Source organism: Methanoculleus methanifontis (assembly GCF_030464365.1).
Taxonomy (GTDB): Archaea; Halobacteriota; Methanomicrobia; order Methanomicrobiales; family Methanoculleaceae; genus Methanoculleus; species Methanoculleus methanifontis.
The window spans coordinates 176,280-188,849 of the sequence record NZ_VCYI01000003.1 but is presented as its reverse complement, the minus strand read 5'-3'; the positions used below and the strand labels follow the sequence as shown (position 1 = coordinate 188,849).

Genomic DNA, 12,570 nt, shown 5'->3' with positions numbered 1-12,570 from the left:
CCCGGCCTGGCGATCCGACCCATTCTGCGTGGGGGTCGGTTCGGGGTGTATGCCTCTGCGGGCGGCTGCTATGGGGACGTTCTTGCGAGGAGACGGGTTCTCTCTCGCTGATCTATCCGTCTCTCCCGCAAACCATAAGTGTGTTGCAACCAAACAGAGGTGCAATGGTTGCCGAAATAGTTCCCGGGCTCCGGGCTCTCGGGATGAACGAATACGAGGCAAGCGTCTACTCCACGCTCGTCGGGCTGCAGAAGGCAACCGCACGAGACATCCACGAAGCAAGCGGGGTTCCCCGGGGACGGATCTACGAGATCTTAAACGACCTGGCCCAGCGGGGCTTCATCGCAGTTGAGGAAGGATCCCCTACCTCCTATTACGTGCTCGAGATCGACGTGGTCTTCGACCGACTCAAAGAAGATTACATCCAGACCCTCGACGAGACCCGCGAGGTGTTAAAGAGCCTCTCAGTCAAACCGCGTCTCCCTCCCGATTCGTTCTTCATCCTCAGGAGCGGCTGGGCGATCGAGAACCATCTCTCCTCGCTCTTCCGCCGGGTAAAGAAGAGCATGGTGATCCTCTGCTACGATCCGGCGTTTCTCCGGAAGCACTATGCGGCCATCAAACCGCTCAAGCGCAAGATCGACCTCTACGTGGTCGTACGGAAGAAGGAAGATTATGTCGACATCCGGCTTCCGATCTATGAGGCCAGGGGTGCCGTGCTCGAACTCCTCGAGACCCCGGCGGTGAACGAGTCCGCAATGGGCTTGAGGAAGGATGAGTGCTCCATACTGGTCGACGGCCGTGACTTCTTCGTCATCGCCACCGCGGGATCCGGGCGGCACGCGGTGATCGGCTCGGATATGCCGCTCATCGGTTACATGCAGAAGACGATCGTCGAGCGGCTTAATGAGGCGTGAGGGGGCGGCCGGTCGCCGCCGCCTCCTTACGCGCTCTCCGGGTTCGCGACCCGTCCTGCAAAGAGGATCGTGCCGGAATCCTCCTCGACGATGAGGAAGACGAACGGATGATCCGCCCGGAAGACGGGTGTCCGGTCTTCCATGGGTGCGCTCGCCAGATTCATGACGACGCCGGTCGCCGCCGCAGCCTCGGTACCCTCCTCGTTCACGTCGACGAAGGCCTTATGGACGACGTCGCTGATGAAGAGATCCTCTGTCCCGTCCATCCCCGAGAAGTCGGCTGCATCGGAAAAAGCCGTCGGCATCCCCATCGCTGCGAGCACCTGCGGGAGGCTGTACGTCGTCTCAAGCGTGAACTTCGGGAAGACGACCCTGACGCGCTGGTCGGCGAGCGTTTTCCGGAGGTCCACGAGCGTCTCCGCATCCAGCGCCTCCTCTGCCGCCGTCAGGTTGTCTTCCCGCGGAAGGAGGACGAGCATCGAGAGTTCCGTTCCGTCGGCGTGCGCATACGGCATCCTGAGCGCCTGGAGGGTCCCGGTCTCCGCGTACCCGTAGATTGCGTCCTCATCTGTCCGGTGCATCATCGGAACCCGCACCGTCTCCCCCGGAGCGACCCGGAACTCCTCCTCGGTCGTCTCGGCGGGGTCGAACTGCTTGACCCAGGTGCCCTTGAAGTAGATCGCGTTCGTGATCACGAGCCGGGTCATGGAGTCGATCGAACCGGCGGGGAGGAGGTCGCGGATCCGATCCTCGGTCTTCTCCTCCACCCAGCGGTTGATCGTCTGCCGCGATGCTTCGGAGTCGTTGACGAAGTCAAGGTTTGTTACGTTCGCCCCGTACCACCGGGCGGCCGTATCGATGTAACCCGGGAGGAACGGGCAGGTCTCCTCTGCCCAGAGAGCGTTTGCGGTTCGGAGGGAGTAATTCTCGTCCCCGCTGTTCAGGACGGCATCAAGCCCGGCAAACCCTGCACGCCGGAGAGTCTCGTTCTGTGGCAGGTGGAGCACCGACCCGATCTCGTCGGCGGTCGTGCCCCGGGCGCCCTCGTAAGTGATCGCGAGGGCCGAGGAGATGCTGTAGGGCGAGAAGAAGATGTTTTTGCCCGCGGATCCCGGGTCGCTTGCGAGGTGCCGGTAGAGGTCGGCCGCGAACCGGTTGTTCCCTGCCGAGACGTTGCCGGCGCCTTCTGCCGCCAGCCCGGGATCCGGGGTTTCCTGCCCGGCGGGAGGAGCCGGCTGCCCGGACGTCGTCGGCATATCGGTGCACCCGGCAGCGATGCAGCCGATCATGATGAAGCCTGCGAGGAGCAGCAGGCCGCTAACCCTTCTGTTCATGATGTGCGGTATGGTGTGCCGGATAATTATACCTGGCGTTAACGACGAAGTTTTTCGAAGTCTTGCCGGGCGGACAGTTCATTTCCTCAATGCAGCACCTCTCCGATGCGTCTCGTCTCGAGTTCCGCACGGTGCTCCGGCGTCCCAATGAGAGAGTGTCCCGGAATCGGTCTTCCTTCGGCGTATGCAAGGTAGAGGGCGCTGTTGACAAGGCCGATATGCGTGAATGCCTGGGGGAAGTTCCCGAGGAACTCTCCTGTCGCCGGATCAAACTGCTCGGGGTAGAGGCCCGCGTGGTTCGCGCGGTTTGCCATCCGCTCAAAAAGCGATCGTGCCTCCTCGATCCGGCCGGAGAGCGCGAGGCAGTCGATGAGCCAGAACGTGCAGAGCCCGAACGCTCCCTCCTCACCCGGGAGACCATCGTCCACCCGGTAACGGTAGACAAGATCGTTCTCCATCAGCCCCTCTATTGTCGCATCAATCGTCCCCTGGATCCGCTCGTCATCGAAGGGGAGGAACTCGAGCAGCGCGATACGGAGGTTGACAGCATCGAGGTCTTTTGACCCGTAGGACTGGACGAAAGCGCCTGCTTCCGCATCGTAACCCTGCTCAAGGATCTGCTGTCTGAGCGCCGCAGCACCCCGCACCCATCGATCCCGGTTCCCCCGGAGGCCGTACCGATCGGCAAGGTGGACCGCCCGGTCGAGCGCCACCCAGAGCATCACCTTCGAGTAGACATAGTGACGCTGCTCGCCCCGGATCTCCCAGATCCCGTGGTCGGGCTCTTTCCAGAGGGTGCATGCCTCATCTGCAACCCTGGAGAGGAACGCCATCTCCTTCTCCGGGAGTTTGTATCCCCGCCGGACGAGCTCGTACGCGGTGTTGAGGAGTTCGCCATAGATCTCGAGCTGGAGCTGGGTGGCGGCTTCGTTCCCGATCCTGACCGGGCGCGAGCCCCGGTATCCCTCGAGATGGGGGAGTTCCTCTTCATCGAGGTCGGTCCACCCGTGGATGCTGTACATGAGACGGAGCCCCGGCCCTTCCCCAGCATGCATCTCCGAGACCCGTTCCATCCAGGCGAGGAGTTCGATCGCCTCTTTTTCGTGCCCGAGAGCGATCAGCGCCTGCGCCGTCATGGCCGAGTCCCGGATCCAGGAGAACCGGTAGTCCCAGTTCCGCACGCCACCGATATCCTCGGGGAGCGATGTCGTCGGTGCGGCGGCGATCGCACCCGTCGCCGTGTTCGTCAGCAGTTTGAGAGCGAGCTCGGATCGGACGAGGAGCGGGAGCAGGCCACCCGCCCACTCCTCTGCGCGGGCGGCCCCGTTCCTGTGCGCCCACGTCCGCCAGACCTCCGTCGTTTCCTCTTCCACCGACTCCGCCCTGTCAGGGACGTAGGTCAGGTCTTCGGTTCCCCACCGGGCTATCAGGACGCACCGGTCGCCTTCCTGCATCGGGATCTCCGCCCGGAGGGTATGCCCTCCCTCTTCTTCCTCGATCTCCCCGGCACCTTCGAGGCCGAAGAGGGTCATGTCGTCTCTCCCGTCGGTCGCGAGCCAGCCGCGTGGGATCCGCGAGACCCCGGTCATCCCCCGGGCGTAGTCGAACCGGGGCGACCACTCGACCGCCGCCTCCACGCTTCCCCGGTTGCACTCGAGGATGCGGTAGAGTTCTGGCGGGGCGAACGAGCCTGCGCGCCCCTCGATATCCCCGGAGAGCGGCATCAGATCGGTCACCACGAGTGTCCCCGCGTCGCCGGAGAACTCCGTCTTGAGGATGTTGGTATTCTCGACATACCATTGCCGCCCGCGTTCTATCCCCGGGACCGAGACCCTGAACCTGCCGCCCCGCCGGGCATCGAGCAGGGCGGCGAAGACACTTGTCCTGTCGAGGTAGGGGAAACAGCACCAGTCGATCGAGCCGTCCGTCCCGACGAGTGCTGCTGTCCGGAGGTTCCCGATGACGGCATAGTCGCTGATAGGTTTGTAGCCGTTCTTCTGCATCGTATCACCTGCCGACCGCGGGGAGAACCTCGCGCCCGAAGTCCTCGATGAACGCGGTCTGGTCGTTCGTCACGTTATGGAGGTAGATCCGGTCTATCCCGAGATCAAGGAACTCCTGCAGCCGCTCGATGTGCCGGTCGAGGTCTGCCGAGATCAGGAACCTCTCCTGGAGGTCTTTGTCCCTGACAAACTCGCCTGCAGCGTCGAACTCCCGCGGCGTCCTGAGCTCGGTGATGAGCCCGCCGCCGACCATCATGTTCCGCCACTGGTCGTGCGCCCCCTGGAGCGCCTCCTCGTCGTCCCGCCCGTAGGCGATATCCAGTTTGAGGTACACTGGTTTTCCTTCTCCCCCGCCCCTGCGGAAGAGGTCGATGATCTCCGCGAGCCGGCAGAGCGGCTTCGCCAGGGTGATGAGGCCGTCCGCCCACCCACCGACCCATTCTGCGGTGCTGCAGGCGTTCGCCGCCGCCAGGAGGAGCGGGGGCTCCGGGGGTCGGGTGTAGAGCCGGGCTCTCTCGACCCTGACAGGGCCGTCGCGGGTCACGCTCTCCCCCGCCCAGAGGTCGCGCATCACGCCGGCGCACTGGAGCAGCCGGTCGTTGCGCTCTCCCCGCCCGGGCCAGCGTTCGCCGATAATCCCCTCGTTGAGCAGTTCGCCGCTCCCGATGCTTACCCAGAACCGGCCCGGGAACATCACGGCGAGCGTTGCGGCCGCATGAGCGACGACTGCCGGGTGGTAACGATAGCCCGGGGCAGTGATGACCCCGAACGGCATCTTCTTCGTGGCGTGCATTGCCGCACCGAGCCACGACCAGGCAAACCCGCTCTCCCCCTGCCTCTCGCTCCAGGGGTGGAAGTGCTCCGAGGAGAGCACCGAGTGGAACCCCGCGGACTCTGCCGCTTTCACGTGCTCGAGCAGCTCCCCCGGTCCGAACTGCTCGTGGGAAGCGTAGTAGCCGATTCTGTTCCTATCCATACCTGAACCTCCGGTTACACTCCTGACGTCCCGCCCGTCATGCAACCGGAAGAGGGGCCGGTCGGGTCAGGGCCGGCAGCACCTCCCTGCCGAAGTCCTCGATGAACGCCTCCTGTTCCCGGTTGACGTTATGGAGGTACAGCCGGGTGAACCCGAGCTCGATGTCGGTCTTCAGCCACTCGATGTGCTCGTCAAGATCCGCCGAGGTGCGCACCTCGGCGGAGACCTCTTCTGCGGTGATAAACTCCGCGGCCGCGTCGAGCTGCTCGGGCGTCCGGAGATTCTCCAGCACCGGCCCGGAGAGGATGTTTGCGCGCCATTGGTCGTGCGCTCCCTCTACGGCCTCTTCATGAGCCCGGGCGTAGGAGAGGTCGACTTTCAGGTAGAGCGGTTTCCCCTCCCCGCCGCCGCGGTGGAACGCCTCCACGACCTTGCGGAGTTGCTTCTCGGGTCTTGCGGTGGTGATGAGGCCGTCCACCCACCCCCCCAACCACTCGGCCGTTTCGGGGGATAAGGCGGCCCCTATCAGCGCTGGCGGTTCGGCAGGACGGGTGTAGAGGTGCGCCTCGACGGTGCGTATCAGGCCTGCGGTCGTCACGGTCTCGCCCGCCCAGAGCCTGCGCATGATCGTCGCGGCCTCGAGCAGCCGCTCGTTGCGCCCCTCTTTTGGGGGCCAGGGATCGCCCGTGATCCCCTCGTTGAGGAGCTGGCCGCTCCCGACGGCGACGAAGAACCTGCCGGGGAACATCTCCGCAAGGGTCGCTGCCGCCTGTGCGGCGATGGCGGGGTGGTAGCGCTGCACGGGCGCACAGACGACGCCTGCGGAGAGCGAGGTCGCCTGCATCGCCGCACCGAGCCACGACCACGAAAACCCGCTCTCCCCCTGGGCGGGGATCCAGGGGTTGAAGTGATCCGACGAGAGCATGCTCTGGAACCCGGCGTTCTCAGCGCGTTGTGCGAGGTGCAGCAACGAGCTAGGGGGAAACTGCTCGTGCGATGCGTGATACCCTATCGTCAGCCCTGGTTCTGCCATAATACCGCCTCGATGCCGGTTCTCCTCCTGTGAACCGCAGCCAGACAGGGTTCCCGGGTATTTAAAATATACCGGTGGGGCTGAGATCCGGCACCACACGCTCCAGATCGGTGACGCTACCGCTAAAGGGACTGTGACACCTGGCGGAGACAGGGGTCCGGGGTGCATGGAGGCACCCTGCTCCAACCGCGGGAGGCGTCGAAGCGGGCAGTTTCCCGGGACGCCTGGAGTCACGTTTTTTTTGCGAAATGGTTGTAGAGCAGCCCGAAGATGCCTGCAGCTGCGAACCCGTCGATGAACCCCCAGAATAGTCCGATGACGCTCCCTTTCGGGCTGACGCGGTATCCAGGGTATATCCGGCCGATGAGTTCTCCATACCGGTTGCCCCTTCCCCGTTTATCCCGCGTGAGAAGCAGCCACCAGGTCAGGAAAACTATGCCTAATCCCCAGAAGAGCCCTCCTGCGAGGGCAAACGCTTTCAGATCGAGCTTCATCCCATCGTCTCCCCCCCTTGCCGGGGCGCACCCCCCTCTTCCCGGGCGTAAAGAAGGTGCCGCACGCCGGGCGGGCATACTCTCCACGGCTCCCGGGAGGCCGGCACTGGTGAACGCCGTCCCCTTCATGCCAGCCCCAGAACCTCGATGTAGATGTAGTAGACCGAGAAGGCTGCAAAGAATACACCCACAGCGAAGGTCAGGATGGTGACAGAAAGGGATGGCCGGAACTCCCGCGGAAGTGTCTGCCTGTTCAGGTAGAGTGTCGCAAACGCGACCACCGGGATGTGGATCGCCTCGACGATCCCCGCCATGCCGAGGAAGGTCACGGGCTCCGGCCTGACGACGATGAGAATGAGCGGCAGGGCTCCCATCAGGCCGAAAAGATAGACGTAGCGGTAGAACCGCATCGAGACCCATCGTCCCGCCGCCTTCATCTGGCGGGCGATGAAGATCGATCCCTGGCCGAGCATCCTGGTCCAGCCGTCCAGATTCGCGACAATGGTGCTCCAGAAGGCAAAGAACGCAGCGAGGATCATCAGCCAGGCTCCCGGCGGCCCCCAGACGTCACCGAGGAGCACCGAGAGGACTGCGGTCACCTCCGGCCCCTGGGGGAGGAGGCCCTGCGGCCGGAGGAGTTCGGCGCCCAGGATGAGGAGCGCGATGAGCAGGATGAGGACGATACTCGAGGCGATGGTCGTGGAAACGGTCATGATCCGGATCCAGTCGCGTATCCGCCCGGTCTCGGTCGGAGAGAGGTGCCCGATATCCGGCAGATCCTCTTCCTCGATGACCGCCTCCTCCCCTCCCCGCCTGTGAACAGTGTAGTAGGCGGAACCGTAACCCCGGGCCGTGAGCCAGTAGGAGTACCAGATGAGGCCGGCGGCCCCCGACATCATGAACCCGATCCAGGGGAGGAGTTCGGCGAAGTCGACGTCGGGGGGGAGGGCCGGCACCAGGCCGGCGGCGAGCGGTTCGGCGCCGGGGAAGACGAAGGCTGCGGTGATCACCAGGGCGACGATGATGACGATGGCCATCACGATGGAGGCGTTCTCGACACCTTTGTACCTCCCGAAGAAGACCAGGACGAGCGAGATCAGCAGGAATATGATTGCCCATACCACAAACCCCCCGGGAAGGGCGAGGATGATCGCCGAACTCGCGGCCCCTGCCATGCCGGTGATAGTCGTGACCGCAACGAAGAATTGCGGGAGTATGATAATCCAGACCCCCCAGTTCTTCGGTCCGGGGAGGTTCTTGATCCCCTGAAGAAGCGATCCTCCCGTCACGACGGCGTATCGCCCGATCTCGCGGGCGAGAAGCGCCTTGAGGAATATCGCAAGGATGATGGTCCAGAGAACAGTGTAACCGTAGAGCGAGGCGATCCGCGGGGTAAAGAGGAGTTCCCCGGTCGCGATGGCCGAGATCATCCAGATGATCGCGGGCCCTATCCATTTGACGACCTCCCCCCCGCGGGGGGCCGGGGGGACAATGGTCTGGTCTTCGTCTGCCATGGGTGTCGCGCCTCCTCAGCCGGGGCGAGGTCGGCTCATGGGCGGGCCGGGTATACATAAGTCTTCGCTTGCTGATGACGGGGGTCCTGGTGGAGATGGCAGGCGCTCGGAATGTCTTTCTTATGGTTGAACCGGGAAAACGAGCGACGTGGCGGAGACGATCGAACGAAACAAAAGGAAGGCCAGGGCCGAGATTCGAACCCGGGTCGAGGGATCCACAGTCCCTTAGGATAACCGACTACCCCACCCTGGCAAGGTACTCATAACAATTGGCAGTCGGATTTGATTAAAGTATCTCTTCACCGAGCTCGCGTTACGTACCTCCGGGGGAATCAGGGGCGCATATCCGGCCGGGCTTGCCGGTGGTCACGCGATTTCTGGGGTGTCCGGCAGCCGTGCTGCCCGGCTCGGCCGCCACCGGCCATGGGGGAGACTCCCTCTCCGGAAGGGGGGATTCGGAGAGACCAAACGTCTTCGAACAACGACGCGTGCCCCACCTGGGGCAGGCGGAGTTTGAGAAAACGCGGAAGGGTTTCGAACAACGACGCGTGCCCCACCTGGGGCAGGCGGAGTTTGAGAAAACGCGGAAGGGTTTCGAACAACGACGCGTGCCCCACCCGGGGCAGGCGGAGTTTGAGAAAACGCGGAAGGGTTTCGAGAGCCCGAGTGTGAGAAGCCGCCAGGCTTCAAACCGTGAGGTGAATTATTAATAGACTCCATGTTCTATAACGTACCAGTGTTCCTGGCGCCGAGCGACGCCCCGGGGGTAGGGGAATCACTCTGGCTCTGGCGTGATTCGGAAAAAAGCGGTCAATATCTCCGGATTTTTCGGGTTTAGTTGTCCATACAGTATATACCGAAGGTGATTACCATGGCAAAGCAATCAACGATCAGGACCCCCATCGTCTGTGTGATGGGTCACGTAGATCACGGCAAGACATCGCTCCTGGACCGAATCCGGGGCTCGTCCGTGGTATCTACCGAAGAAGGCGAGATTACACAGCATATCGGTGCCACGCTTGTTCCCATCGACGCAGTCACCCGGATGGGGGGAGCCCTGAGCAAGGTCACCGTCAACGTCCCGGGCCTCCTCTTCATCGACACCCCCGGGCACCACGCCTTCACCACCCTTCGTGCGCGCGGCGGGGCGCTCGCCGACATGGCGATCGTCGTGGTGGACATCAACGAGGGCTTCCGTCCCCAGACGATCGAGGCGCTCCAGATCCTGCGCAACTACAAGACACCGTTCGTCATCGCGGCAAACAAGGTCGACCGCATCCACGGCTGGCGCGTCCAGGAGAACCAGCCGTTCCTGAAGACGTTTGCGCAGCAGAACGAGCGCGTCCAGGGTATGGTCGAGACGAAGGTGTATGAACTCGTCGGCAAACTCTCCGACCTCGGATTCAACTCCGAACGGTTCGACCGGGTCTCGGACTTCGCGCGGAACATATGCATCGTGCCGACGAGCGCCCTCACCGGGGAGGGGGTTCCCGACATCCTCATGGTGCTGATCGGGCTTGCCCAGCGTTACATGACCGAGAGCCTCAAGGTCAGCGCCGACGGCCCCGGCGCCGGCACCGTGCTCGAGGTGAAGGAGGAGCGGGGGCTCGGGATGACGCTCGACGTGATCCTCTACGACGGGAATCTCAAGGTCGGGGACGAGATCGTGGCCGCCGGAAACGACCAGATCATCGAGACGAAGGTGCGCTCCCTCTTAAAGCCCCGCCCGATGAGCGAGATCCTGACCGAGGAGCGGTTCGAACGGGTAAAATCCGTCACCGCGGCTGCGGGTATCAAGGTAGCCGCCCCGAAACTCGACGGGGTCATCGCGGGCTCCCCCCTCCGCGTCGTCCGCGGCGGCAACAAAGAAGAGGTGGTCGAGCAGGTCCGGCGTGAAGTCCAGGACGTCGAGGTAAACCTCTCTGATGTCGGCGTCATCATCCGGGCGGATACCATCGGTGCTCTCGAAGCCCTCTCGAAAGAACTCGAAGGCCACCAGATCCAGGTGATGCGGGCGACCGTGGGGCCGGTCACCCGCCACGACGTCATCGAGGCGGGGACGATCAAGGACCCCCTCTACAGCGCGATCATCGCCTTCAACACCCCCGTCCTGCCGGACGCGATCGACGCCCTCGCGGACACGTCGATGTCCCACGTCAACATATTCGAGGGCGGGGTCATCTACCAGCTCATTGATGACTACATCGAGTGGCGCGACGAGAAGAAGCAGGAACTCGAGCGGCAAAAGTTCGAGAAGTTGATCATGCCCGCCAAGATCCGGATCCTCCCCAACTGCGTCTTCCGGCAGAGCAACCCGGCGGTGGTCGGCGTCCGGGTCCTCGGGGGAAAACTCCAGAGCGGTGCCAACCTCGCCCTCCCGAGCGGCAAGAAGGTCGGCCGCATCAAGCAGATCCAGGCAAAAAACGAGTCGGTTCAGGAGGCAGAAGCGGGCAAGGAGGTGGCGATCTCGATCGAAGGGCCGACGGTCGGCCGCCAGATCAACGTCGACGACGACCTCTACGTGGATATCCCGGAGCGGCACGTTAAGGTGATTGAGCGGGAGATGATCGATAACTTGAGCCCGAGCCTGCGCGAGATCCTGGAGGAGTTCACCACCCTCAAGCGCCGGGAAGACCCCTTCTGGGGGAAGTGACGCGTTCGGGGGGCGTGCAGGCTTTTCCCGGCCACCGCTCCCTTCTAACCCTGCAGAGGTAGTCTTTTAATACCATATTCTCAAATTGTATAGGTACTTTCGAAGGAGTCGTCAACATGGCAGATTTCAAAATCATTCTATCAGACCCGGAGACCGGGCGTTCATATAAGATCGATGCGACCGGCCCCACCGCCGGAGCATTCATCGGCAAGCGCATCAGCGACGAGATCAACGGGGACGTCCTCGGCTTTGCGGGCTACACGATCAAGATCACCGGCGCCACGGACAAGACCGGCATTCCTGCACGCCGCGACCTGCCCGGCCCGTCAAGGAGGAGGCTTCTCCTCTCCAAGGGCGTCGGGTTCCACCCGGTCATGGACGGAGAGCGCCGCAGGAAATCGGTGCGGGGCAACGAGATCAGCGCCGATATTGTTCAGATCAACGCCGCCGTGAAACAGAGCGGTGCAAAACCCCTGGCAGAATACTTCAGCCAGCCTGAGGCGGCGGCTGAATAAATCAGCCCCAATCTTTTCTGAAGCAGTTTTTCCCGGGTTGATCCGCCCGCATCCTCATCGTTCTACCGACCGCGCCAGGGCTCCCTGAGCGTGGCCGGGCAGCGGTCGCGGAGAGGGCATGCCCCACAGTCGCGGGGATGGGTCGGGCACCCGCACGCCGCTGCGTACGCGGCGGTGAGCGCTGCAGCAGGCTCTCCTTCGTATGCATCGGTGAGCCCTGCCGCCCGGGCGGCGACCTCGTCCGGCACCGCTTCAGGGTAGTAGCCGCTCCAGGCCACGTCCTCGAGCCCGGCCTCACGGCAGACCGCACAGAGGCGCTCCATCTCCTCCCTCGACGGCCCCGGGTGGTAGTAGAGGACGTTGTTCGGTCGAAAGCCGATGAGCCGGTAGGGCACGCCCGGGTCGAGCGAGGCGATGAACGCCGCGATCCTGCCCACCTCATCATCAGTCATGCCGGGGATCACCACCGTCCGAAAGACCCTGATCCGGTCTCTCCCCTCGCGCACGAGGTATTCCGCGTTCCTGAGCACCGGGGCCACCGGCGCTCCCGTGAGGGCGCGGTGAACCGGATCCGACCACGCCTTGATCTCGAGGGTGATCGTCCAGCAGAGGCCGACGATCCGTTCCATCGCCGCCTCCGTCGCAAACCCTCCGGTCGATATCCCGATCCCGAGATCGAGGGCCTGCCGCTTCACCTCGCCCGCCACCTCTTCGATGTAGGGGAGGTGGATGATCGGGTCGCCGCCCGTAAACCCGATCGTCCGAATACGGGCTCCCCTGTAGGCAGCAATCCGGTCCCGGGCGTCGGCAACCAGCGCCGCCGCGGGCACATAACCGGCATACTGCCAGCCGGGGTCGGGGTACTGCGAGATCCGGTAGGCGTTGCAGTGGAGGCAGCGGTAACAGCACCCGAGCAGGGTGACAATATAACTTGCGAGAGAACCCGAACACATCGTCGCCGCCACCTCCGCCCGGCCGACGCGGCACACCCCCCGCTCGCCCCGGAGCCGGTCGACGCCGCACCTCCACTCGCAGAGGCGGCAGGACTCGAGGTCTTCCATACTACTCCCTGGCGCAGGCATGCACGATAGCCTTTGGGACGCCGGTCGATGTCATTTCCGGTACAACTAT

10 protein-coding genes and 1 tRNA gene are annotated in these 12,570 nt (G+C 63.6%); 3 read left to right on the top strand and 8 right to left on the bottom strand.

Translation table 11 applies throughout. The annotated features are described in order from the left end of the window. Positions 1–164: 164 nt before the first annotated feature. On the top strand, positions 165–917 hold the full coding sequence (locus FGW20_RS03655) for a TrmB family transcriptional regulator (protein WP_301676731.1): 753 nt from the start codon (positions 165–167) through the stop codon (positions 915–917). A gap of 26 nt (positions 918–943) precedes the next feature. Here FGW20_RS03655 and FGW20_RS03650 read toward each other — a convergent pair whose 3' ends face one another. The 7 genes from FGW20_RS03650 to FGW20_RS03620 form a co-directional block, all read right to left on the bottom strand. Further along, on the bottom strand, positions 944–2,251 hold the full coding sequence (locus tag FGW20_RS03650) for a serpin family protein (RefSeq protein WP_301676730.1): 1,308 nt from the start codon (positions 2,249–2,251) through the stop codon (positions 944–946). Between the two features lie 86 nt (positions 2,252–2,337). Continuing rightward, positions 2,338–4,254 carry a glycoside hydrolase family 15 protein gene (locus FGW20_RS03645; RefSeq protein ID WP_301676729.1) on the bottom strand — a complete coding sequence of 639 codons (1,917 nt, stop codon included), beginning with the start codon at positions 4,252–4,254 and terminating at the stop codon, positions 2,338–2,340. A gap of 4 nt (positions 4,255–4,258) precedes the next feature. Next, positions 4,259–5,230: a TIGR03885 family FMN-dependent LLM class oxidoreductase gene (locus FGW20_RS03640; protein ID WP_301676728.1), complete on the bottom strand. Its 972-nt coding sequence runs from the start codon at positions 5,228–5,230 to the stop codon at positions 4,259–4,261. Between the two features lie 37 nt (positions 5,231–5,267). Beyond that, a complete protein-coding gene (locus FGW20_RS03635) occupies positions 5,268–6,263 on the bottom strand; it encodes a TIGR03885 family FMN-dependent LLM class oxidoreductase (RefSeq protein ID WP_301676727.1) in 996 nt (331 codons plus the stop codon). 230 nt (positions 6,264–6,493) lie between these two features. After that, positions 6,494–6,757 (bottom strand): bacteriophage holin, encoded by a 264-nt coding sequence (locus FGW20_RS03630; RefSeq protein WP_301676726.1) that lies wholly within the window; start codon positions 6,755–6,757, stop codon positions 6,494–6,496. A 125-nt stretch (positions 6,758–6,882) separates the two neighbouring features. Continuing rightward, entirely contained in the window at positions 6,883–8,271 is a 1,389-nt protein-coding gene (locus FGW20_RS03625) for an Nramp family divalent metal transporter (RefSeq protein ID WP_301676725.1), read from the bottom strand. Between the two features lie 180 nt (positions 8,272–8,451). Further along, a tRNA-His gene (locus FGW20_RS03620) sits at positions 8,452–8,524 on the bottom strand. Between the two features lie 618 nt (positions 8,525–9,142). On the opposite strand from FGW20_RS03620, the gene infB reads away from it, so the two are divergent. Both infB and FGW20_RS03610 read left to right on the top strand, forming a co-directional pair. Beyond that, entirely contained in the window at positions 9,143–10,924 is a 1,782-nt protein-coding gene (gene infB / locus FGW20_RS03615) for a translation initiation factor IF-2 (protein ID WP_301676724.1), read from the top strand. Between the two features lie 116 nt (positions 10,925–11,040). Beyond that, entirely contained in the window at positions 11,041–11,439 is a 399-nt protein-coding gene (locus FGW20_RS03610) for a 30S ribosomal protein S6e (protein ID WP_301676723.1), read from the top strand. A 62-nt stretch (positions 11,440–11,501) separates the two neighbouring features. Here the strand turns inward: FGW20_RS03610 and FGW20_RS03605 are convergent, their stop codons facing one another. Continuing rightward, positions 11,502–12,500 (bottom strand): radical SAM protein, encoded by a 999-nt coding sequence (locus FGW20_RS03605; RefSeq protein WP_301676721.1) that lies wholly within the window; start codon positions 12,498–12,500, stop codon positions 11,502–11,504. Between the last annotated feature and the right edge of the window lie 70 nt (positions 12,501–12,570).